This window comes from Acidaminococcus sp. (genome assembly GCF_057597765.1).
Window position 1 is genome coordinate 24,078 of sequence record NZ_DBMBXK010000009.1, and the last position, 23,096, is coordinate 47,173.

Genomic DNA, 23,096 nt, shown 5'->3' on the forward strand with positions numbered 1-23,096 from the left:
GGTGTGAAAGAATTCACACCCCTCTTTTTATTACCAGGCCAGTTCTTCCTCGTGGAGGTTCCGGCCCCGTCCGGTGAGTTTGTCCAGGATCAGCCGCTGTTCCACCTGGGCCACCATCTTTTTGGTGAATTTCACCGCATCCGGGTTTACGGACATACTGTCGATGCCGCTCTGGACCAGGAAGGCGGCGAATTCCGGATAGACGCTGGCAGCCTGGCCGCACAGGGACACGGTCTTCCCATCCCGGTGGGCCACATCGATGAGATGGCGGATGGCCCGTTTCACCGCCAGATTCCGTTCATCGAACAGGTGGGAGATCACATCGTTGTCCCGGTCGCAGCCCAGGGTCAGCATGGTCAGGTCGTTGGACCCGATGGAATAGCCGTCCACGAACTGGTTGAACTGATCCGCCAGGATGATGTTGGCCGGGATCTCCGCCATGAGCCATACCTTGAAGTCCGGCCCTCTGTGGAGTCCTTCTTCCGCCATGATTTCCACCACTTTCCGGGCTTCGTCCACGGTGCGGCAGAAGGGGATCATCACGTTCAGGTTCTTCAGCCCGTATTCTTCCCGGACTTTCCGGACTGCGGCGATTTCCAGCCGGAAGGCGGCGGTGTATTTGGGATCATAGTACCGGGAGGCTCCTCTCCAGCCCAGAAGAGCGCTGGGTTCGTGGGGTTCGAAGGCTTCCCCGCCTTTCAGATCCCGGTATTCGCTGGATTTGAAATCACTGAACCGGAGAGTCACCGGCCGGGGTGCCATGGCGGCGCAGACTTTCCGGAACCCGTCAGCCAGGGCATCCACCACTTTTTCCGGATGGCCGGACTGGATCAGATACAGGGGATGTTCATGGATGTAGGTGGTCCAGATGAATTCTTCCCGCATGAGGCCGATGCCGTCACAGGGCAGGCTGCTGTATTTTTCCGCCAGGGCCGGGTCACCCAGGTTCATGTAAATCTTGGTGCCGGTGACCGGGAAGGTTTCCTGGGCCACGATCTGGGTCTGGGGTGCTGCGGCAGCTGCCGCTTTCTTCACCTGGAGGTTGCCGGCGAACACCACCCCGTTGGAGGCGTCCACGGTAATCTCATCTCCGGTGTGGAGCAGGCTGGTGGCTGCGGTGCCCCGGCTCTTGGTGCCCACGATGCAGGGGATGCCCAGTTCCCGGGAAACGATGGAAGCATGACAGGTCATGCCGCCGCTGTCGGTGACAATGGCCTGGGCCTTCTTCATGGCCGGCACCCAGTCCGGCGCGGTCATTTCCGTGACCAGGATCTCCCCGTCCTTGAATTCATCGATATCGGAGGGGTCCTTGATTACATGGACTTTGCCGTAGCCCATGCCCGGGCTGGCCGGCAGGCCTTTCACCAGTACCTTGGCGCTCTTGGTATCCTGTTCTTCCATTTTTTCCGCCGCCTTCTTTTCCTTGTTTCTCCGGGACCATACGGTTTCCGGACGGGCCTGGAGGATCCAGATCTTCCCGTCCCGTTCGTCGATGCCCCATTCCATATCCATGTAGCAGCCGTAATGGGCTTCGATTTTCTTGGCGTATCCGGCCAGTTCCAGGATCTGCTGGTTGGTCAGGGTCTGGCGTTTCCGGTCGGCTTCCGGCACCGGCACTTCTTCCGTATCCCCGCCCTTCTTCCGGACCAGCATCACATCCTGTTCGTTGACGGTAGCGGACAGGATCTTCATGTCATCCTTGGATACGATGTAGGTATCCGGGGTGACGATGCCCCCTACCACATATTCGCCCAGGCCCCAGGCTCCTTCGATCATGATGTTTTTGTCGTCCCCGTTGGCCACGTTCACCGTGAACATGACCCCGGCGGCCTTGGAGAACACCATCATCTGGATTACGGCAGAAAGGGCCAGAGACAGATGGTCATAACCCTGTTTTTCCCGGTAGTACACCGCCCGGTCCGTAAAGCAGGAAGCGTAACATTCCTTCACCTTGGCGATGACGCTGTCGGCTCCCTGGACGTTCAGATAGGTATCCTGCTGGCCGGCGAAACTGGCGTCGGGCAAGTCTTCTGCAGTGGCACTGGAGCGGACGGCCACATAGGGCTGGGCTTCCCCCACCTTGGCCGCCAGTTCCCCGTAGGCTTCCCGGATGGCATCCTGGAGATCCTGGGGCATTTCCTGTTCCATGATGGCGGCCCGGAGCTGACCGCACACGGTGCTCAGCTGTTCATTGTCCTCCACATCGGTGAGGCTGGCCAGCAGGCTGCGCATTTTTTCTTCCAGGCCGGTTGCTTTGATGAAGTACCGGTAGGCGTAGGCGGTTGTGGCAAATCCGTAGGGAACCGGCACATCAGTCTTGGAGGTCATTTCCCCCAGAGACGAAGATTTGCCCCCTACAATGTCCACATCTTTCCGTTCCAGCTGTTCGAACCACAACAGGTATGCTTTGGATTTATCCATAATATCGCTCCTTTACTCTACGCTATTGGCGGTTATATCCTCGATATAGTGTATACTATATCACTATGATGCGGCATAATCAAGAGAAAAAATAGGAGGCCTGCTGCCAATGCAGCAGACCCCGGTCAGCGGTCAGCCGTCAACAGTCAACGGCCCAAGGAAGCCAGCACCGCTGGCTTTGAAATGTTATTTTGTTTCTCCCGGCGCTTCCGTGTGGGCGAAAGCCTTGCCCACTGCGCGCTCCGCCACCAGATAGGTGTGGTTCACCGGATCCAGCACCAGGGGACGGAGTTTGGCCGGGTCGATTTTCCCGTCGGTGAGGATGCTTTCGTCAGCGCTTACGTTGAGGATCTCGCCTACCAGCCGCTCGTTTTCCTCATCATAGCTCTTTACCCGGCATTCCAGTACCATGGGCAGTTCCGCAATGATGGGGGCATTCACCCGGCTGGATTTCTCCACATGGAATCCGGCCCGGGCCACTTTGTCCGGTACCTTGTTCCCGGAAACCAGTCCCAGGTAATCGCAGGCCGCCAGCTGGTCTTCCGTGGCCATGCTCACGGTGAAGGCTCCTGTTTTCTTCAGGTTGGCCACGGTTTTGTGGGTCCGGGCCAGGCAGAAGGAAATCTCCGTATCATTGCTGATGCCGCCCCAGGCCGCATTCATCACATCCGGCACACCCTGTTCATCATAGGTCCCGATCATGTACACCGGCTGAGGATAGGTCAGGGGCTTTGCGCCAAAATCTTTCCGCATGGATATCACACTCCTTTGGTTCCATTATACCATAACTGTCACTTTTTCCGGCACAGCAGCCAGAGGAAGTAGGGGGCCCCGAACAGAGCTGTAATGATCCCCACCCGGATCTCTCCCCCCGGCAGGAGCAGCCGGCCCAGGCTGTCGCAGAACACCAGGAACAGACCCCCGCCCAGGGCGCTGAGCGGCAGCAGGGTCCGATGGTCCGGTCCGGCCAGCAGCCGGAGGCAGTGAGGCACCAGGAGCCCCACAAAACCGATGTTCCCTCCGGCGCATACCCCAAGTCCCATCAGAAGGGCCAGCCACCCCAGCAGCAGTTTCCGCCAGAAGGGGGCATCCATTCCCAGGGACAGGGCCTGTTCCTCGCCCAGGCTCAGCACATTCAGCTGCCGGCCCCAAAGGCACAGGACGGCCAGCACCCCTACCAGCACCGGCAGCAGCAGCTTCACCTGGAGCCAGGTGCCCACTCCCAGGTTCCCCAGGGTCCAGAAAAAGTACTGGCGCATAACGGCGTCCGGGGCAAAGCTGAGAAGGCCGGCGGTCAGGGCCCCGCAGAGCAGGCTCACCGCCACCCCGGACAGGAGCAGCTTCACCCGGTCATGGCTCCGGCTGCCCAGGAGCCCCACCAGAAAGGAGGCCAGGGCCGCCCCGGCAAAGGCCCCCAGGGGCAGGAACCAGTAGCTTTTCTGGGGCAGCCCGGTGAGCAGCATCACCACCGCCCCCAGGGAAGCCCCGCCGGTGACCCCCAGGATCCCCGGATCCGCCAGGGGATTCCCGAAGATGCCCTGGAGGACCGTGCCGGAAGCCCCCAGAGCCGCTCCCGTACCCAGGCCCAGCAGCAGCCGGGGCAGCCGGAGATTCCACAGCACATTTACTTCCAAAGGGCTCCATCCTCCCTGGAACAGCCCCAGGGGAGACACGGGCACCTGGCCGCTGAACAGGGACAGGAGGCACACCGGAACCAGCAGCAGTCCCAGCAGCCTGGCCCAGGCTTTTCCTTTCATGTCTTTCTCCTTTCTCACAAACAAAAAAGACGTTCCCCAAAGGGAGCGTCTGTCTTTTATATAATGCAGTTCCATCCTCACGAGTGCATGGCCCATAGGGGATTCCCACGTATTGACCTGGTAGCGCCAACGAGAATCGAACTCGTGATTTCGCCTTGAGAGGGCGACGTCTTAGCCGCTTGACCATGGCGCCAAGATAAAAAAATGGCTCCGGGACTAGGGCTCGAACCCAGACTAGAAGATCCAGAATCTCCTGTGCTACCATTACACCATCCCGGAAGAAAGCTTACTCAATTATTATAGCATACCCAAAAGAAATTGCAAGGATTTTTTCCAAAATGCCAAAAGAAAAACCACCGCTTTCGCAGTGGCCGGTTTCTGGATAAAAAAATGGCTCCGGGACTAGGGCTCGAACCCAGACTAGAAGATCCAGAATCTCCTGTGCTACCATTACACCATCCCGGAGTAACTCTCTTTGCTCTCTCAAAGAGTACTTTCTTAGTATACGACGGAGGGCAAAAAAATGCAAGGGATTTTTTTACTTTTTCCTAAAAAAAAGTAGGAAAATCAAAAGTTTTTAACATGGAAACTAAAAACTTTTGATTTTCCCGTATTTTTTATATTCAATCTGAAAAACTTTCAGTCCAGGATCTTTTCCGGCCGGAAATCCAGGTAGTCTCCGGAGACCAGCCGGTACCGGATGCCTTTATGGAGCCCCAGGATACTGTCCTGGAACTGGGCTTCTCCGTGACAGTGGGCATAGATCACCTGTTCCGCTCCGTATTTCTCCGCCATCCGGGTAAAGATGCTCTCCTCTTCCAGGATATTGGTGGGAGGATAGTGGAGGAACACCAGGAACTTCCGGTACCCCGCGTCCTGGGCTTTCCGGAAGGAATCCTCCAGACGGATGGCTTCCCGGCGGACCAGTTTTTGAGCGTGTTTTTCCGCCTCCTGGTCCCAGCTGAGCACTTCTCCGGTAAACCGGTTGATCAGAAAGGGTCCCTCAAAGGTGAATCCCTTGGTCCCCACCAGGGCATAGTCCCGGTAGGCTGCGAAATTGTTCTGGAGGAAGAAGAGTTTTCCGGCATACTCCTGGTTCAGGGCGTCGGTTTTCTGAGCTTCCCAGAACATGTCATGGTTCCCCCGGATCAGGATCTTCCGTCCCGGCAGATTGGCAATGAAGTCCAGGTCCTCCCGGCACTGGTACAGCTTCCGTCCCCAGGAATGATCCCCTACCAGCACCAGGGTATCCCCCGGCTGCACCAGTTCCTGGCAGTTCTTCCAGATTTTTTCCTCGTGGCGGACCCAGACGGGCCCCATGGCATCCATGGATTTCTCCGGCCGCTGAAAGGCCAGATGGAGATCTCCCAAGGCATAAAGTGCCATCTGATCCACCTCCTTTTCCCCTATTGTACTCTATTTGTCCGGAGGGTTCCAGATGGATAAAAAGAGGGTACCGCCTATGGCCGCAGTACCCTCTCTGATCATTTCAGCGCAACCAGTTCATATGCTCTGGTCCCCAGTCCGATCTTTTCTCCGTGTTCCAGGGTGGTGGCCCAGTCCACCCGGGGATTGCTGTCCAGGAAGTGGTCGTGGTGGCATTCCCAGTCCTTCTGGGCCAAGTGGTCCGCCAGCTGGCTGTTGGGCAGGGGCTGGGCCTTCTGACAGGCATCGGCACAGGCCTGATCCAGGGCAATGGGGTCAAAGGACGCAAACATGCCGATATTGGGCAGGATGGGTGCGTCGTTTTCCCCGTGGCAGTCACAGTTGGGAGAAATATCCATCACCATGTTGATATAGAAGCAGGGACGGCCATGGACCACGGCCAGGGCATATTCCGCCATTTTCCGGTCCAGCAGCTCATTGGCATCCCACTGGACGCTCTGGATGGCGTCGAACCCGCAGGCCCCGATGCAGCGGCCGCATCCGGCACATTTTTCCTCATCGATGTGAGCCTTGTGATTGATATAGGAAATGGCATCGCTGCCGCATTCTTTGGCACACCGGCCGCAGCCCCGGCACAGTTCTTCATCCACCTTGGGCTTGCCGGAGGAATGCTGTTCCATTTTCCCGGCCCGGCTGCCGCAGCCCATGCCCACGTTCTTTACCGCACCGCCGAAGCCGGTGGCTTCATGGCCCTTGAAATGGGCCAGGCTGATGAATACATCCGCATCCATAATGGCCCGGCCGATTTTGGCTTTTTGGATGTATTCCCCGCCGGGAACCGGCACTTCCACTTCATCCGTGCCCCGGAGGCCATCCCCGATGATCACCTGACAGCCGGTGGTAATGGTGTTGTACCCGTTGATGGCGGCACAGTCCAGATGGTCCAGGGCATTTTTCCGGCTGCCGGGATACAGGGTGTTGCAGTCGGTGAGGAAGGGTTTGCCGCCCCATTCCTTCACCAGGTCCGCCACCGCCTTTACATACTGGGGCCGGATGGTGGCCAGGTTCCCCAGTTCCCCGAAATGCATCTTGATGGCGGTGAATTTCCCCTGGAAGTCAATGTCTCCCATATGGGCTGCCCTGCACAGCCGCTGGAGCTTCTCCAGTGCACTGGTGCCCACCGGACACCGGAAATCCGTAAAATACACTTTTGCCTTTTCCATGTTTCCACTCCCCTTGCTGGATAACCGGGAGCACTCCCGCTATCCGCTGTTTTCCAAAAAGCCGGGCTGGTCCCTCTCGGATTCCGCACAACCTGCAGGTTCCAGTCCGGTCTTTTTCAGTGATGGTATTTTTCTTTCCGCATGATCTTGAAGGCCCGGTAGATCTGCTCCAAAAGCAGGATCCGGATCATCTGATGGGTGAAGGTCAGCGGTGAGAAGCTCCACCGGAAATCCGCCCGTTTCCGCAGGGCGTCGGTGTAGCCAAACGGACCTCCGATCACAAAGGTCAGATGGCTCACCCCCTCCACCATCCACTGTTCCATTTTTTCCGCCAGCTGGGGGGAAGAGATTTCCTTCCCCGTAAGATCCAGCAGGATGACGAAACTGTGTTCCGGGATCAGCTTCAGGATCCGGTCCGTTTCCCGGGCCAGCACCTGTTCCTTCACCGCCGGGGACGGATCATCGGGCATCTTCTCTTCGTTGATGCACCGGGTTTCCAGCTGGCAGTAAGCGCCCAGCCGCTTGGTGAATTCCTGTTCCGCCTCCCGGAGGTACTTTTCCTTCAGTTTGCCTGCGCAGGCCAGGGTGATCCTGATCATTGCTGGCTGCTCTGCTGGGGCATTTCCGTAAGAGTGACGGTCTTGTTCACTTCTTCATCTCCCCGGAGGATGGTCACCGGCACCTGCTGTCCCACCTGACATTTGCCCAGGGCATCCCGGAGATCGGCTACAGAAGCCACTTTAGTACCGTTGAACTTAACGATAATATCGTTTGGACGAATGCCTCCACGGTATGCAGGACCGTCTTGAAACATCTTTACGACGAACAGCCCTCCTCTCAGGTCCAGATCGATGCCCAGCCGTTTGGCCAGGGTCTGATCCAGCAGGCTGACCCCCAGATAAGGCCGGACCACCCGTCCTTTTTCCGCCAGTTCCTTCAGGATGGGCTTGGCCTCGTTGATGGGAATGGCAAAACCAATGCCTTCCACCCCGGAAGCGGCAATCTTGGCACTGTTGATGCCGATCACCTGACCGTCCGCGTTCACCAGGGCCCCGCCGGAATTCCCCGGGTTGATGGCCGCATCGGTCTGGATCAGCCGGAACCGCCGTTCACCCATGTCCAGGGACCGGTTCAGGGCGCTGATCACCCCGGCGGTGACACTGCCCCGGAATTCCATGCCCAGGGGGTTCCCGATGGCAATGGCCGGTTCCCCCACCATCAGAGAATCAGAATCCCCGAATTCCGCCACCGGCAGTTCCTCATCTGCATCGATTTTCACTACCGCCAGATCCGTATTGGGGTCGGTGCCCAGCACTTTTCCGTTATAGGTCTTTCCGTCAGGCAGGCTCACCACGATTTCCTGGGCACCGGCCACCACATGGTTGTTGGTGGCGATGAGCCCGTCCTTGCTGTAGATCACCCCGGAACCGCTGCCCTGTTCCACCAGCTGGGTCCGGTTGAAGTAATCCCGTACCAGGGCCTTGTTGGTGATACCCACTACAGCCGGGCCCACCTTCTTGGCGGCCTGGACAATGGGGGTGTTCCGGGCGGCGCTCATATTGGCTTCCGCCTTTTTGGTCTGCTGTTCCTGGGTCAGGGCCGGCTTGTTTTCCGTTTTGGCAGCCGTCTTGTTGCTGGCCAGGCCGCAGCCGGCGGTGAGGAAGCTGGCGCTTAAGGAAAGAGCCACCAGGGTGCTCAGGGTTTTCTTGGTAATGGTATGTTTCATGGTTTTACTCCTTTTCAGCGGACATTGCTGACCATTTCCTGCTGCTGTGCCACATACAGCTGGATTTCCCGGGTCCGGGGACAGTCCTCCAGAACTTCCCGTACGGTCCGGTAGGCAACATCCGGCGTATTGTTCTTTTCACTGAGATGGGCCAGGATCACTTCCGAAGGAGGGTCTTCCAGGGAAGTGAGGAACTGGCCTGCCGTCCGGTTGGACAGATGGCCTTCCCGGCCCAGGATCCGGTTCTGGAGGGCCACCGGGTAAGGCCCGTTCCGGAGCATGGACTCATCATGGTTGGCTTCCAGGACCATGACGGAAGCCCCTTCCGCCGCCTGTTCCACTGCTTTCGTGATGATTCCGCAGTCCGTCAGGTAGGTGCATTTCTCATCTCCGTTGAAGATGGCATATCCTACCGGATCCACTGCATCGTGAGGGATCCGGAACGGTTCGATCCGCAGGTTCCCCATGGTGCAGCTCCGGGGAATCACCCGTACCTGAGGCCGGGGCAGCTGGCGCCGGACAGGCAGCTGGGCCCAGGTCCGCTCGTTGGCAAACACCGGAACGGAGCTGTAGTGCCGGGCGAATACATCCAGTCCGGCCACATGGTCCCTGTGTTCATGGGTCAGGAACACCCCGCTGAGATCTTCCGGTTCCAGTCCACAGCGCTTCAGGCCCTGGACGATCCGCCGGCAGGAAATCCCCGCATCGATCAGGATGGCCGTCTGACCGGCACGGATCAGGGTAGAATTCCCCTTGCTGCCGCTGGCCAGCACGTCCACTTCAAAATTGGTTAAGGTCATGGGATAACACCGTTCCATACAAAAATGTCGGGGCAGCTGTTCCCACCCCGCTATTATACTTATTATTATAGCAAAAACCGGGAAAGAAATGTAAAAAAACACCGAACTCTCCGAGTCCGGCATTTTTTCTTCAGGTTCAGTTTTTCTGGCTCTGACAGTCTGCGCACAGCCCGTAGAAGTAGAACTGATGGCCCTGTACCGTAAAGCCTGTTTCCTTGGCCACCTTATCTTCGATGGCTTTGGCGTCCAGATGGGGCACATCACAGACTTTGCCGCATTTCATGCAGCGGATGTGGGGATGTTCCATCACATTGGCATCGTAGCGGAAGCTGTCTTCCCCGGTGTTCAGCACCTGGATGATATGCAGCTTGCTGAAGATCTCCACGGATTTGTACACCGTGGCAAAACTCATGGTGGGGTATTTTTCCTTCACCTTGTTGTAGATCATTTCCGCTGTAGGATGTTCCGTTGTATGGGCCAGCATGTCATAAACAGCCAGTCTCTGAGGGGTCACCTTGCATCCGTTGTCCCGGAGCAGTTTGGCCAGTTCAGCAGCAGTAAGCGTAATCAACACCTCCATTCCTTCATTTTGCGTCTTGCACTTTTGGATAATGATTACTACAATTAGTATAACTTTTTGTGTCTTTTTCGTCAACTGTTTTTTGTTGATTTACACCATGTAAAATAAGGGTTTAAAGGTTTCCAATAGTTATTATTACTTTTCTTTATACTTTTTATTTTATTCTTTGTCTCGGCAGAAAAGGTAAAATTCATTCCGAGTCAATAGAACTTTTTCCTTCAAGGGTTCCCAGCATACCCTATTTCCATGAATGGGCCATGAATATCAGTCCTGGATGGTTACCGGCATCCCCACATAGGCCACTTTTTCCAGTTCCCGGAGGTTGCCGTTGTCCAGCCGGACGCAGCCTTCGGAAGCGTCGGTGCCGATGGAAGCTGGATCATGGGTACCGTGGATCCCGATACCGTCCCAGTTCCCCTGGCTCAGGTCTTCCGTATCCAGGCTCAGGAACCAGGGTCCGTAAGCTCCCTGGATCTCTCCGTTCCCGTCTCCGAAATCATGGGTCCAGCCGGAAGCGTCGTCGATTTCATCAACCCGGAAGGTCCCTACAGGGGTCATGTTGTCTCCCCGGCGTTCCTTCTGGCCCAGGCCTCCTTTGCCGATGGCACAGCCCCAGGTCCGGACTACCGTATCCCCGTCCTTCAGGTACAGTTTGTGGTCGCTTTTGTCCACCAGCACCGTGTACTTTTTCCCGGGCACCAGAGGCTGCTCCGCCGCCGGCTGGGGTTCCGCCGCTTTGGGTTCCTCCTGTTTCTTCTGGAGGCTTTCCACCGGTGTCTCCTTCTTTTCCGGCAGGGCCGGCTGTTCTTTTTTCACCGTTTCCGTCTTTTTGACCGGCACCGTAGGTCCGGGAGCTCCCACGCCCTTGTACCCCAGGGCAAAGCAGCCGGTGAGCAGCACCCCCAGGAACACCAGGGCGGATACCCCCAGCATTACGGTCTTTCCCCTATGGTTCCGGGACCCTTCCGTCCTCTTTTTCCTTCCGTCCATAAAACATCCCTCTTTCTTTATGCAAGCCTTATGATACCATCCCCCCTTTCTCCCTGCAATCCCTCCCTTTTAAAATTTTTTAAAATTCTCTTGACAAGTGTATCGAAAAAGGTTACTATACAGTCAACGTGAAAAACACAATGGCAATGACCAAAACAAGTACACTTCAAAAAGTGGCACAGAGAGCGCGAATCACCGGCTGAAAGTTTGCGCCGAAGCTTCAGAAGATGGAATGCCTTTGGGAGCTGAAGACCTGAACGTAAGTAGGGCCTTCCGGGCAGCCGCCGTTACCGGTATGAGAGGCAGCCGAAGTCTGGCTGCAATCAGAGTGGAACCGCGAGAGATCGCCTCTGGGAAGAGGCGGTCTTTTTTTGTATCCAAAGGGGAGGAGAAAGCTATGTTTGCATCCATGCGCAACGACATCCGAGTCATCAAACAACGGGATCCGGCGGTGAAGAACACCCTGGAAGTCGTGCTCTGTTACTCGGGACTCCACGCCATCTGGGCCTACCGGCTTTCCCATTTCTTCTATAAAAGATCCTGGTTCGTCACCGCCCGTTTCATTTCCACCCTAGCCCGGCTGGCCACCGGCATCGAGATCCATCCCGGGGCCCAGATCGGGGAAGGGCTGTTCATCGACCATGGATCCGGCATCGTCATCGGGGAAACCACCATTATTGGAAACAATGTTTCCCTGTACCAGGGGGTGACCCTGGGAGGCACCGGCAAGGAAAAGGGCAAACGGCATCCCACCATCGGAGATTATGTGGTGGTGGCCTGCGGAGCCAAGGTGCTTGGTTCCTTCACCGTGGGAGAAGGGGCCAAGATCGGTGCCGGCAGCGTGGTGCTGAAGGAAGTCCCTCCCTATGCCACGGTGGTGGGCATCCCCGGCCATGTGGTGGCCCGGAAGGGGGTCCGGGTGGCTCCCGCCCATTCTGAGCGGGACGTGGACCTGAACCACAACCGGCTGCCGGATCCCATTGAGGACCAGATCGCCGCCCTGGAAAAACAGGTGGCCCTGCTGAAGCGGCAGGTCAGCGATCTGAAGGCCCAGCAGGAAGGTCCGGTCCTGAAGCAGGTTGTGAACTTCCGCTGATTGTGTTGTCAACTTCCGAAAAAAAGTGCTCCGGCACTTTTTTTCGGAAGAGATATCCTAGTATTTCCCTTGGAAAAAGGAGGTTTTCCCCTTGCAGCAAAACTGGTGGAACAAGCCCCTGGGACCCCGATGTTGACGTTCCCGGGAACGCAGTCCAAATGCATTGAATGTTGAAAATTCCATTTCTGTCAGTGATAAAGGAGAGATGATTATGTCTAAAATCTATACAAGCGTACTGGATCTGATCGGCCATACCCCTCTGCTGGAACCGGTGAAGTTCGGAGCGGACAAGAACCTCCAGGCCCGGCTGCTGGTGAAGCTGGAAAGCTTCAACCCGGCTGGCTCCGCCAAGGACCGGATTGCCAAGGCCATGATTGAAGATGCGGAAAAACGGGGGGTGCTGAAAAAGGGCGGTGTGATCATTGAGCCCACCAGCGGCAACACGGGCATCGGCCTGGCGGCTGTAGCTGCCATGAAAGGCTACCGGGCCATTATGGTAATGCCGGAAACCATGTCCATTGAACGGCGGAACATGATTGCCGCCTATGGTGCCGAAGTGGTGCTGACCGAAGCCAAGAAGGGCATTGCAGGCTCTGTGGAAAAAGCCAAGGAACTGGCCGCCTCCATTCCCGGCAGCTTCATCCCGGAACAGTTCGACAACCCGGCCAACCCTGCTGCCCACAAAGCCACTACGGGCCCGGAAATCTATGAAGACACCGACGGTGCCGTGGATATTTTCGTAGCCGGTGTGGGTACCGGCGGTACCCTGACCGGTGTTGGGGAATATTTGAAGGAAAAGAAACCGTCCGTAAAAGTGGTAGCTGTGGAACCGGCGGATTCTCCCCTGCTGAGCCAGGGCAAACCCGGTCCCCACAAGATCCAGGGCATCGGCACCAACTTCCTGCCCAAGACCCTGAACACCAAGATCTACGATGAAATCCTCACGGCTTCCACGGACCAGGCCTACGAAACCGCCCGGGACTTCATCCATCATGAAGGGTTCCTGATCGGGATTTCCGGCGGGGCTGCCCTGTACGCCGCAGTGGAAGTAGCCAAACGGCCGGAAAACAAAGGCAAGACCCTGGTGGTGCTGCTGCCGGACAACGGAGACCGGTATCTGACCACTCCCGGGTTCCTGAAGAAGGAAGACTGAGACTGAAAAAGGAGTGCTGCACGCAATGTGTGCAGCACTCCTTTTTTCACGGATTCTCTTTCAGATAATCCGTCCAGCTTTGGGTGATTTTTCCCTGTTGGAGTTCTTTTACATATGTATAGAACTGCTTCAGCCGGTAGATTTTCTGGTCGTCGATGGTCTGGCGCCACTCTTCCTTATGGGTCATGTGGAGCACATCCTGTCCCCCCAGGGCATGCTGCCGGGCGCAGATGGTTTCCAGACTGTCCTGCTGCCCGTTGAGCCAGATATCCCGCATGATCATGTAGGCGGTGGTCCGGCCTTTCCCGGCCTGGCAGTGGAAATGGAGCCAGGCATCCGCCGGCAGGTTTTTCTGCCACTGGAGGAAGGCGTCCACTTCCGCCGGTTCCGGCCAGGTATGGTCCGTACTGGCAAACCGGGCATAGCCCAGGCCGAACAGAGCCGCTGCCTGCTGTTCCGTCAGGGCCGCCTGGACTTTTTCCGTTCCCTTGTAATGGGGCTTTTTCTTTTTGTCCAGATGGTAGTAGGGTGTTTCCCGGTTTTCTTCCTTTTCCAGCCGCCGGGCTTCCTCCTTCCGGATGGCGGCATCGGATTTTCCCACATTGGCCCAGTTGTTTTCCCCGTACCAGCTTACCGCCGTGCCGTTCAGGTATCCATGGTCCTCCTGGCGCAGGTCCACCAGGATCACCTGTTTTGGCTGGATGCCCTGTTTCTGCAGTTCCTGGGTCAGCGCCGCCAGATTCAGGATGGAAGGCTGGCCGCTGCCGCTCATCCGGTTGGCAGGGTCCACCCGCCAGGACCGGGGCAGCCGGAGTTTGTTGGCCGCATCCAGACGCCACACATAGCCCTTGGAAGGTTTGACGATTTTATCAAGGGCCGGGGCCGCCGCCAGGGCCATCCCCAGAGAAATCTGGCTGAACACCAGCACCCCTGTCACGATTTTCCAAATTTTCATCTTACTCCTTTTCCCTCTTTCCTCTGCACTCTGCACTAATCTCTTATCCACCCGAACTTCCGGCAGGCATTGAGGATGCCTCCCTTGTCGTTGTCGTCGGTGATGTAGTCCGCCCGGACCTTGATCACCGGCCGGGCGTTCCCCATGGCCACCCCGAAAAAAGGCTTCCGGAACATGGTGATGTCATTGAGTCCGTCTCCGAACACCACCGCATCTTTGGGATCCGCTCCCATAAGGCCCATAAGCTTTTCGATGCCGGCCCCCTTGTCCACCGGTTCCACCAGCCAGGTGTTGTCGATGAAGGGCAGATGGGGCAGCTGCCGCCGGTCCGCCGGTTCCGTGCCCGGCTGTTCCCGGACATACATGATTTTGTACACCTGTTCCAGGCCGTCGATGTCCACCGGCTGGACTTTGGTGTTCATGTAGTTTCCCGGATCCTCCCGGGGATAATCCGGATAGGGAGTGTACCGGTCCAGGGTGTTGTCCAGCACCACGGACCAGGGCTGGTTCCGTTCCGTCAGTTCCCGGAGCAGGGCCTTGGCCGGTGCCAGGGGCAGCCCTTCCATCTCCAGGATCTTCCCGTCCACCGTAAGGCTGTTGCCCCCGTCGGCCACCATGGAACGGATGCCGTGTTTGGCCGCAAAAGCCGCCGCATCGCACTGGAGCCGTCCTGTGGCCAGGGCCACAAAATGCCCCTGCCGCTGGAGTTCATCCACACAGTACTGGGTGTCTTCCGGCACCTGCCCGGTGATTCCCAGCCCCAGGGTCCGATCGATGTCAAAGAAAAAATATTTTTTAGCCATGGATTCCTTCCTTTTCCTGCATATTGCCGCAATGATTTCTTATTATATCACACATTGTTTTTTCCCCCCAGGAAATGTACAATAGATTCTGCCGGCCAGACTGCTCAGTCGGGCGGTACTTTTTTCTATAAGAAAGGATTTTTGCCATGCTTCGCAGAATCATGAAATGGCTGACGGGCTTTCCGGAGGGAAAGCAGCCGGAGGCAGCCTCTTCTTCAAGGGAAAGACACCGTTTCTCCCCCCAGCGTCTCCTGTCCATCATCCTGATTGCCGTACTGGCTGCCGGTCTTTTTTTCTGGCGCAGCCTGTCCACCCAGCGGGCAGAGGAAAAAGCGGCCCAGGAGCGGAACCGGATCATGGACCAGCAGAAAACCGGTTCCAAGACGGCAGGGCCGAAAAAATCTCTCCCCCAGGCCGGACAGAAACAGACCCCGGCCATGAACAAACAAACCGCCGCTCCTCTGCCCCAGCCTGCCCAGCCTCAGGGCCCCGTGCCCACCGGTCCCAAGGTCAAGGCCCAGACTCCGCCCATGATCCAGCCGAAGGCGAGATAAGCGGCGATAAGCGGCGTCCACAGGGCCGCCGCTGTCAGCTGTCAACGGTCAATGGCCGATGGATGCCAGCTTCGCTGGCTCTGAGTAAAACAATAAGGTTGCAACTTCTTCCAGACTATAATACAATATAAATCACTGAATTGTCACATTTTGAAATGAGGTGTTTTTTTGTCTGAGAAAGGTGTATCTACAGAATCCTTCAGCTCCCGGCTGGGATTCATCCTGGTGAGCGCCGGCTGTGCCATCGGCATCGGGAATGTGTGGAAGTTCCCCTACCTGTGCGGCCAGTTCGGAGGCGCCGCCTTTATCCTGATCTATCTGGTGTTCCTGCTCATTATGGGGATCCCGGTGATGGTCTGCGAATTCGCCATCGGCCGGGGCAGCCGCTGCAGCGCCGCCAAAAGCTTCGAAGCGCTGGAACCTCCCGGCACCTGCTGGCACCGGTTCAAGGCCATCAGCATCGTGGGCTGCTACATGCTGATGATGTACTACACCACGGTTACCGGCTGGATGCTGTACTACTGCTGGCTCCACATTACCGGCACCTTTGTGGGAGCCTCGCCCCAGTTCATCACCGCCACCTTCGGAACCATGCTCAAAGATCCGTCCAACCTGCTGTTCTGGATGGTGCTCACCTGCGCCATGGGCTTCAGTGTCTGCTACCTGGGGATCCAGAACGGGGTGGAACGGATCACCAAATGGATGATGAGCGCCCTGCTGCTGCTGATGATCGTCCTGGCCGGCCACTCCCTGTTCCTGGAAGGAGCGGAAAAAGGGATCCGGTTCTACCTGGTACCCAATTTTGACACCCTGGCCCAGCTGGGCTGGGGGAATGTGATCTACGCCGCCATGAGCCAGGCCTTCTTTACCCTGTCCATCGGCATTGGCGCCATGCTGATATTCGGAGCCTACCTGCCCCACGGCCGGAGCCTGTTCGGCGAGGCCTCCACCATTACAGCGCTGGATACCTTTGTGGCTCTCATGGCCGGATTCATCATCATCCCCGCCTGCTTCGCCTTCGGGATCCAGCCGGACGCCGGTCCTTCCCTGATTTTCCTGACCATTCCCAATCTGTTCGTCCAAATGCCGGGCGGCCGGTTCTGGGGCATGTTGTTCTTTGTGTTCCTGTCCTTTGCAGCCCTGTCCACGGTGATTGCCGTATTTGAGAACATCATCGCCTTTGGCATGAACCTGTACGGCTGGAGCCGGAAAAAAAGCGTGGCCATCAACGGACTGGCCATTGTGCTCCTGAGCATCCCCTGCGTCCTGGGCTTCAATCTGTGGAGCGGATTCCAGCCCCTGGGCCCCGGGTCTTCCATCCTGGACCTGGAAGATTTCATCGTCTCCAACAACCTGCTGCCTCTGGGCAGCCTGGCCTTTGTGCTGTTCTGCACCAAAAAGAACGGCTGGGGCTGGAAAAACTTCCTGGGGGAAGCCAATGACGGAGAAGGCCGGAACCTGCCGTCGTCCCTCCGGAATTACCTTCTGTATGTGCTGCCCCTTTTGATCATCACCATCTATCTGAAAGGGTATTACGACATGTTCAGCAAACAGGGCCCGGAAGTCCTGGCCAAGTGGCTGGTCCTGGCAGCACTGTTTTTGGGATTCATATTCTACACAGCGTCAAGAAAGAAAGCATGAAAAATGGGCTGTTGCACAGGCAGCAGCCCTTATTTTTTTTTGCATTCCCCAGAGATTTATTGTAAAATTGTAACATATTAATCATTCGTAGCATAGAAGTGAGGTAGTCTTATGTCAGAACAGCAAAGCACCCGTGATTCCTTCCAATCCCGTCTGGGCTTCATCCTGGTCAGCGCCGGCTGCGCCATCGGCATCGGCAATGTGTGGAAATTCCCCTATCTGTGCGGCCAATACGGAGGGGCCGCCTTTATCCTTCTGTACCTGATTTTCCTGCTGATCCTGGGGATCCCGGTGCTCCTGTGTGAGTTCGCCCTGGGCCGCAGCAGCCGCCAGAGCGTAGCCCGCTGCTTTGACAGGCTGGCTCCCGCCGGCAGCCGCTGGCCCCGATTGAAATACATCGGCATTGCGGGGGTCATCCTGCTGATGCTGTACTACACCACGGTTACCGGGTGGATGCTGAACTACTGCTGGCTCCATCTGAAGGGAACCTTTGTGGGCCAGTCTCCGGCCTTTATCCAGACCACCTTCCAAGAGATGCTGGCCCAGCCTCTTTCCATGGGCTTCTGGACCTTCCTGTCCTGCCTCCTGGGGTTCCTGGTCTGCTATATGGGACTGGAAAAAGGCATCGAACGGATTACCAAAGTGATGATGAGCGCCCTTCTAATCCTGATGATCATCCTGGCGGTCCATTCCCTGTTCCTGCCGGGAGCGAAAAAGGGCATTGAATTCTACCTGGTACCCAATTTCGCTTCTCTGGAAAAACTGGGCTGGGGAAATGTGATCTATGCCGCCATGAGCCAGGCCTTTTTCACCCTCAGCGCCGGCAACGGAGCCATGATGATCTTTGCTTCCTATATGGACAAAAAGCGGAGCCTGCCGGGAGAAGCCCTGACCATCACCGCTCTGGACACCTTTGTGGCTCTCATGAGCGGCTTCATCATCATCCCCGCCTGCTTCGCCTATGGGATCCAGCCGGATGCCGGCCCTTCCCTGATCTTCCTCACCATCCCCAACCTGTTCACTCTGATGCCGGGAGGCCAGATCTGGGGCAGCCTGTTCTTTGTGTTCCTGTCCTTTGCAGCCCTGTCCACGGTGATTGCGGTCATGGAAAGCATCATTGCCTGCTTCCGGGAACTGCTGGGCTGGGACCGGCCCAAAGCCGCCTGGTTCGTATTTGCCCTCATTGCCCTGGGCAGCATTCCCTGCGTCCTGGGCTTCAACCTGTGGAGCAGCTTCCAGCCTCTGGGACCGGGCACCGGTGTCCTGGATCTGGAAGATTTCATTGTATCCAACAACCTGCTGCCCCTGGGCGGTCTGACCTTTGTGCTGTTCTGCACCCGGAAAAACGGCTGGGGCTGGACCCACTTCCTGGAGGAAGTGAACCAGGGTGCCGGCCGGAACCTGGCTGACCAATGGAAACTGTATTACACCTACGGCCTGCCCCTGGTGATCCTAGCCATCTACCTGAAAGGCTACGACGACCTGTTCGCCAAACAGGGCCCCGCCGCCCTGGCCCAGTGGATGGTCATCGCCCTGGTGTTTTTGGGATGGATCGGGTATTGTGTGAAGGGACGCGGAACAAAAAAAGAATAAGAAAAACGGGGGTGCTGCACGCAACGTGCAGCACCCCCTCTGTTTACCGTTCCAACTCCTGCACCGTCACTCCCGGATGCCGGTACTGGTCTTCTTTCAATACCACCCGGCCCCGGGCGGTGATGGCCTGATGGGGACAGCCATGGAGACAGGCCAGGCAGTGGAGACAGTAATTCCCCATCACCGCCGCTTTTTCCCCCAGATGGATGTTTTCCACAGGGCACAGCCGTACGCATTCCCCGCAGCGGACACACCGGTCCGGTGCCACCTGCACAGCCAGATACCAGTTCCCGATTTTCCGTCCCAACCAGGTGTCAAAAAGCCCGGCCATCAGGGAATCCTGTTCCTGGGAATGGTCTTCCTTCCGGTTTTTCACCGCTTCCGCCCCTTCCCGGACCAGGGCCTCCTCCTTGTCCAGTTTTTTCAGGTCATACCCTATATGGGACTTCATGCAGATGGTGCTGTTGGCGATAAGCGGTACTGCCCGGCTCCAGGCAAGATGGCAGCCCTTTTCTCCCAAGAGCTGCTGAAGGGTCCGGAAGGTCCGGCCCCAGGTACTGCCGCAGGTGGCCAGAGCATACACATAGACGCCTTCCGGGAAAGCGTGGCTGCGGACAAAATCCTGCACATTGGCAGGCACATCCCCGTAGTACACCGGGAACACCAAGCCGACGGCCGGCCCTTCCAGTGTCTTTTCCCTGGTCCGGGTGACGGAACAGATCCCGTCCCCCAGGGCGGCGGCCAGTTTCCGGGCCAGAGCCAGGGAATTGCCGGTGGTGGAAAAATAATAGATCATGGTTTGCTTCCTTTCCTGATACAGAAAATCCAGCGTCTCAAAGAGACCGCTGGATTTTTTTCGGTTTCCGGTTTTCGTCCAGGGATACGTACACAAACAGGGCATCCGCCGCCCGGACGGGCTCCTGGTCTTCCTGTTCCGGTTCCAGCCAGGCCACCACTTCCACCTCCATGGAGGTGTTCCCCACCCGGATCACCCGGCCTTCCAGCTGAAGAACCGTACCGTAGGGGATGGGCACGTAAAAGTTCATGCCTTTTACAGCAGCTGTAGTCACCCGGGTCCAGACGAACCGGTGGGCAGTGATCCCGCTCAGTTCGTCCATCCAGCCCATAAGGGTGCCACCGAAAAGGTGTCCGGCGGAATTGGCCATGGACAGCATCACGGACCGGGTCATGATCACCGGCTGGTTGTGTTCCAGCTTCATGCCTGCTCCTGGAGAGCGGCTTTCAGCACTTCTTCAAAGGCTTCCGCTACCGCCTGGTACCCTTCTTTGTTGGGATGGAGGCCATCCTGGAACATGCTCCGGCCGGTTTTCTTTTCCGCTTCGCTGAGGACCTGTTCATAGTCCAGCACCGGAAGATTCCGGCGTTCTGCTTCTTCCTGGAGCCATTGACGGTATTCCCGGAGAGCCGCATTGTGCTTTTCAAATTCACTGGGCAGCTGCCAGCCCTTTTCCGTACTTTCGATCCGGGTCAAAGGTGGGATCCCCAGGATCACAATGGGCAGCCCTGCATCCCGGGCCTTGTCCAGAGTACCGGCCATGTTTTCTTCAATGGAGCTCATGGGTTCGTCCAGCAGGATGTCGTTCATGCCGCAGCACAGGAACACCCCGTCGGCCTTTTCATCCACCACATCCATTTTGAACATACCCCACATGACCAGGGTCAGTTTGCCCCCGGCAGCGTTGTTCACCACTTCAAAGCCCATCTTTTTGGAAGCGATGTCATACCAGGTGTTGGCCAGGGTTTCGTTGGTGCAGCTTACCAGGCTGTCACCGATAAAAGCCATTTTCATGAAAATTTCTCCTTCAGTCTTTTTTGCTGAAATCCACACCCTGGTTCAGAGCCTCCAGGGCGTTGATCACCACCTGGCTCATGAGCTTGGAGCCCACCACCAGGGCGTTTTCGTTGGGACAGAGTTTGGCGTTGTGGAGGCCGTGGACCGATTCCCCTTCGGTGCCGCAGCCCAGCCACAGGAAGCAGCCAGGGATATCCTGCATGTAGAAGCCGAAGTCTTCCGCCGTCAGATCCGGCACCACATGGGACACCAGACCTTTTTCCCCCAGCACCTGCCGGGCCGTATCCTCCACCACTTTTTCCGGAACCGGCCAGTTGTCCAGTACCGGGTAGCCATAGTAATAGTTGAATTCGCAGTCCACGCCTGCAGAGGCCTTCAGGCCGTCCAGGATGCCCTGGATGAATTCCGGGATCCGTTTCCGGTTGGTTTCGTCCAGGGTCCGGATGGTCCCTTCCAGGGTCACTTCATCAGGCACCACATTATACCGGGATCCCCCGTGGATGGTACCGATGTTGATGGTGGCCGTGGCCAGAGGGCTCACCCGCCGGCTGACAATGTGGCTCACCTGCTGGAGAAAGTCCGCTGCCGCCATAATGGCATCGATGCCTTCCTGAGGATGGCCTGCATGGGAAGTCCGTCCTTTAATCACCACCTTGATCCGGTCGGAACCGGCCATCATGGCCCCAGGCTTTACCCCGATCTGGCCGCAGACAAAGTTGGGCCATACATGGAGACCGAATACCGCCTTTACGTCCTTCAGGAACCCGTCTTTGATCATGTACCGGGCGCCGCCGGTGGGAGCCAGCTCTTCCGAAGGCTGGAACAGCAGCCGGACGCTGCCCTGGATCTCGTCCTTCCGCCGGAGCAGCCGAAGAACCGTTTCCAGCAGGGTGGTCATGTGGATGTCATGGCCGCAGGCATGCATCACCCCGGGATTTTTCGAGGCATAGGGCAGTCCTGTATCTTCCCTGACGGAAAGGGCGTCCATATCCGCCCGGAGAGCCACCATGGGCCCGGGTTTGTTTCCGGTGATGGTGGCCGCCACCCCGTAGTGGCCCTGGCCCCGGACCGGATCCAGTCCCAAGTCCTTCAGGATATGGAAAATCTTCTCCGAGGTATTCTTTTCTTCCGTGCTCACTTCCGGGTGTTCGTGGAACCACCGGCGCCATTCAATACATTGCGCTTCCAAAGCATCTTCCGTCATATGCAGTACATCCATGGAAATCCCCTCCAAAATCCAATGAAAACATCAGAAAAACTTTGCAATCAACAGGGTTATTCTACCATTTTTGGGGAGATTTGGAAATGGGGACTGTTAGCCGGGTATGTGTCAACAAGTTCTCGGTAAAGCCTTCATCACAGTATAGTTATTCATTCATTTCCGAAAGTGAAGAGTGAAGAGTGCAGAGTATGGGCCCGTAGAGGCCGCACAACCGGCGGCTCGCCAGATGTACGAGCCTCTGACCCCAACGATGTAGGAGGTCGCCGCAGGCAAACCCGTCACGGCCGCCCAGAGGGCAAAACTTCTATACCCATACACCCGCGAGAGCTCTCCGCCGGGAGGGCAGACCCGTTCGTCCCTGGCGGGAGGCTCACAGCCTATCGCCTTGCCCTGACGGTCAAAGGCAGCGGCTACGGACCAGGAAGCCGGACCCTGTCGCCCGCGTGCTCCACCCCAGGAACGACAGCACCCGTTGTTGTCCCGCCGACTCCTCCTGGGCCTGTCCTCCCGGCTCCCGGAGAATCGACGTATACTCGTACAAAATAGCAGCAAAGCCAAAGGCCAAGTCCGCCCTGCAGGAGCGTTCCAGATGTGTCCCCCGCGACGGATGTGACGAATAGGAACATCCTAGTCCTGTGGAAAAGGGGGAAAGGACCCGCGCCAGCGGGTAGGGGGTTCCCCCATGCCCGGTGGTGGAGGCATGAGGTCCTGAAAGTACCGAATGCCTTGGCAGAGGTACGGAACCTCCGGCCGGAAATGCAACAACATATACTGCAATCATCATATTCCTGACCAGTTCAGCATCGTAGGCTTCCAGTACCTAAGCCAGAGCTTGACACTGGAACTCGATTCCACGCCTCCAGACCTTTTTTTTCAAAGCCAGCCAGTTGGAACACCCCTTTATTAACAAGACCAGGCCGCCCTTTTTATATTTTACCATTTGTAGGTTCCAGAGGTGTTCTGCAGCGTATGATAAATATTCTTTTCCCTTTCATTCATATCGGAAAAACTGATAATCTGAAGATAATCTGAAGATACTCTGGAAATCTTTTTTCCTGAGTTGTCATACTATTTTTTTGAAACTCGTCCGTTTTCCTGTCAAACAGGACTCTCAGCATGTTGTCTTTTTTATCAATGATGACAAATCCGCTTTTTCCATAACTGTAAATGTATCTTCTGTCCCATTGAAGCGATTGCCCGTCCTTTTCAATGGTAAATGCTCTCACATCATCATGGAGCCAATATTTGCCTTCATATTTGCTGATTTCGTAGCGGCTTCCGTCATAAAAATACAGAGAAGAAACCAATAGCCAGATTGAAATGACTCCTATGACTATCCCCGCAGCTTTTTTCATATAGATCAGTTTGTCTCCTTATGCCAGC

At 56.8% G+C, this 23,096-nt stretch carries 22 protein-coding genes, 3 tRNA genes and 1 other annotated feature; of the genes, 5 read left to right on the top strand and 20 right to left on the bottom strand.

All coding sequences use genetic code 11. The annotated features are described in order from the left end of the window. Positions 1–30: 30 nt before the first annotated feature. The 13 genes from ppsA to ACZOF8_RS07330 form a co-directional block, all read right to left on the bottom strand. The gene (gene ppsA / locus ACZOF8_RS07270) at positions 31–2,421 is read right to left on the bottom strand and encodes a phosphoenolpyruvate synthase (RefSeq protein WP_022487644.1); all 2,391 of its coding nucleotides are present in this window, start codon (positions 2,419–2,421) and stop codon (positions 31–33) included. Positions 2,422–2,607: 186 nt separating this feature from the next. Beyond that, positions 2,608–3,174 carry a flavin reductase family protein gene (locus ACZOF8_RS07275; protein ID WP_022487645.1) on the bottom strand — a complete coding sequence of 189 codons (567 nt, stop codon included), beginning with the start codon at positions 3,172–3,174 and terminating at the stop codon, positions 2,608–2,610. Between the two features lie 38 nt (positions 3,175–3,212). Beyond that, positions 3,213–4,178, bottom strand: a complete 966-nt coding sequence (locus tag ACZOF8_RS07280; RefSeq protein WP_154487831.1) for a FecCD family ABC transporter permease — start codon at positions 4,176–4,178, stop codon at positions 3,213–3,215. 118 nt (positions 4,179–4,296) lie between these two features. Next, positions 4,297–4,371: transfer RNA gene (locus ACZOF8_RS07285), tRNA-Glu, on the bottom strand. A gap of 12 nt (positions 4,372–4,383) precedes the next feature. After that, positions 4,384–4,457: transfer RNA gene (locus ACZOF8_RS07290), tRNA-Gln, on the bottom strand. 112 nt (positions 4,458–4,569) lie between these two features. Beyond that, a tRNA-Gln gene (locus ACZOF8_RS07295) sits at positions 4,570–4,643 on the bottom strand. 174 nt (positions 4,644–4,817) lie between these two features. Further along, positions 4,818–5,564, bottom strand: coding sequence for a metallophosphoesterase (locus ACZOF8_RS07300; RefSeq protein ID WP_022487648.1), 747 nt, complete (start codon positions 5,562–5,564; stop codon positions 4,818–4,820). A gap of 98 nt (positions 5,565–5,662) precedes the next feature. Beyond that, complete coding sequence (locus ACZOF8_RS07305; protein WP_022487649.1) at positions 5,663–6,787, bottom strand: DUF362 domain-containing protein; 1,125 nt, start codon at positions 6,785–6,787, stop codon at positions 5,663–5,665. A gap of 116 nt (positions 6,788–6,903) precedes the next feature. After that, entirely contained in the window at positions 6,904–7,386 is a 483-nt protein-coding gene (rlmH, locus tag ACZOF8_RS07310) for a 23S rRNA (pseudouridine(1915)-N(3))-methyltransferase RlmH (protein ID WP_022487650.1), read from the bottom strand. Beyond that, positions 7,383–8,513 (bottom strand): S1C family serine protease, encoded by a 1,131-nt coding sequence (locus ACZOF8_RS07315; protein WP_195839606.1) that lies wholly within the window; start codon positions 8,511–8,513, stop codon positions 7,383–7,385. Before ACZOF8_RS07315 ends, rlmH begins: the two co-directional genes overlap by 4 nt. A 14-nt stretch (positions 8,514–8,527) precedes the next feature. Next, on the bottom strand, positions 8,528–9,313 hold the full coding sequence (locus ACZOF8_RS07320; protein WP_154487833.1) for an MBL fold metallo-hydrolase: 786 nt from the start codon (positions 9,311–9,313) through the stop codon (positions 8,528–8,530). 136 nt (positions 9,314–9,449) lie between these two features. Next, positions 9,450–9,893, bottom strand: a complete 444-nt coding sequence (perR, locus tag ACZOF8_RS07325; RefSeq protein WP_154487834.1) for a transcriptional regulator PerR — start codon at positions 9,891–9,893, stop codon at positions 9,450–9,452. A 264-nt stretch (positions 9,894–10,157) separates the two neighbouring features. After that, positions 10,158–10,883, bottom strand: coding sequence for a L,D-transpeptidase (locus ACZOF8_RS07330; protein WP_022487654.1), 726 nt, complete (start codon positions 10,881–10,883; stop codon positions 10,158–10,160). 137 nt (positions 10,884–11,020) lie between these two features. Next, positions 11,021–11,238 (top strand) — a binding site (T-box leader). A gap of 42 nt (positions 11,239–11,280) precedes the next feature. Here ACZOF8_RS07330 and cysE point away from each other — a divergent pair. Next, positions 11,281–11,979 (top strand): serine O-acetyltransferase, encoded by a 699-nt coding sequence (gene cysE, locus ACZOF8_RS07335; RefSeq protein WP_154487835.1) that lies wholly within the window; start codon positions 11,281–11,283, stop codon positions 11,977–11,979. 211 nt (positions 11,980–12,190) lie between these two features. Further along, positions 12,191–13,132 (top strand): cysteine synthase A, encoded by a 942-nt coding sequence (cysK, locus tag ACZOF8_RS07340; RefSeq protein WP_022487656.1) that lies wholly within the window; start codon positions 12,191–12,193, stop codon positions 13,130–13,132. Positions 13,133–13,178: 46 nt separating this feature from the next. On the opposite strand, the gene ACZOF8_RS07345 is transcribed toward cysK, so the two are convergent. Both ACZOF8_RS07345 and ACZOF8_RS07350 read right to left on the bottom strand, forming a co-directional pair. Further along, positions 13,179–14,087: a protein-tyrosine phosphatase family protein gene (locus ACZOF8_RS07345; protein WP_154487837.1), complete on the bottom strand. Its 909-nt coding sequence runs from the start codon at positions 14,085–14,087 to the stop codon at positions 13,179–13,181. A gap of 35 nt (positions 14,088–14,122) precedes the next feature. Next, positions 14,123–14,890, bottom strand: coding sequence for an HAD family hydrolase (locus ACZOF8_RS07350; RefSeq protein ID WP_154487838.1), 768 nt, complete (start codon positions 14,888–14,890; stop codon positions 14,123–14,125). A gap of 146 nt (positions 14,891–15,036) precedes the next feature. Between ACZOF8_RS07350 and ACZOF8_RS07355 the strand changes: the two genes are divergently transcribed. The 3 genes from ACZOF8_RS07355 to ACZOF8_RS07365 all read left to right on the top strand — a co-directional run bounded on the left by ACZOF8_RS07355 (position 15,037) and on the right by ACZOF8_RS07365 (position 18,678). Next, positions 15,037–15,444: a hypothetical protein gene (locus tag ACZOF8_RS07355; RefSeq protein WP_288310372.1), complete on the top strand. Its 408-nt coding sequence runs from the start codon at positions 15,037–15,039 to the stop codon at positions 15,442–15,444. A 168-nt stretch (positions 15,445–15,612) separates the two neighbouring features. Further along, the gene (locus ACZOF8_RS07360; protein WP_288310370.1) at positions 15,613–17,085 is read left to right on the top strand and encodes a sodium-dependent transporter; all 1,473 of its coding nucleotides are present in this window, start codon (positions 15,613–15,615) and stop codon (positions 17,083–17,085) included. A 111-nt stretch (positions 17,086–17,196) separates the two neighbouring features. Then, complete coding sequence (locus ACZOF8_RS07365) at positions 17,197–18,678, top strand: sodium-dependent transporter (protein ID WP_487426725.1); 1,482 nt, start codon at positions 17,197–17,199, stop codon at positions 18,676–18,678. A gap of 43 nt (positions 18,679–18,721) precedes the next feature. Here ACZOF8_RS07365 and ACZOF8_RS07370 read toward each other — a convergent pair whose 3' ends face one another. The 5 genes from ACZOF8_RS07370 to ACZOF8_RS07390 form a co-directional block, all read right to left on the bottom strand. Beyond that, a complete protein-coding gene (locus ACZOF8_RS07370; RefSeq protein WP_195839607.1) occupies positions 18,722–19,474 on the bottom strand; it encodes an EFR1 family ferrodoxin in 753 nt (250 codons plus the stop codon). 37 nt (positions 19,475–19,511) lie between these two features. Next, the gene (locus ACZOF8_RS07375; protein WP_154487843.1) at positions 19,512–19,898 is read right to left on the bottom strand and encodes an acyl-CoA thioesterase; all 387 of its coding nucleotides are present in this window, start codon (positions 19,896–19,898) and stop codon (positions 19,512–19,514) included. Further along, positions 19,895–20,488 (bottom strand): SGNH/GDSL hydrolase family protein, encoded by a 594-nt coding sequence (locus ACZOF8_RS07380; RefSeq protein WP_022487664.1) that lies wholly within the window; start codon positions 20,486–20,488, stop codon positions 19,895–19,897. Before ACZOF8_RS07380 ends, ACZOF8_RS07375 begins: the two co-directional genes overlap by 4 nt. A 13-nt stretch (positions 20,489–20,501) precedes the next feature. Beyond that, positions 20,502–21,710 (bottom strand): M20 metallopeptidase family protein, encoded by a 1,209-nt coding sequence (locus ACZOF8_RS07385; protein WP_288311741.1) that lies wholly within the window; start codon positions 21,708–21,710, stop codon positions 20,502–20,504. A 998-nt stretch (positions 21,711–22,708) separates the two neighbouring features. Further along, positions 22,709–23,068, bottom strand: a complete 360-nt coding sequence (locus ACZOF8_RS07390; protein WP_487426726.1) for a hypothetical protein — start codon at positions 23,066–23,068, stop codon at positions 22,709–22,711. Between the last annotated feature and the right edge of the window lie 28 nt (positions 23,069–23,096).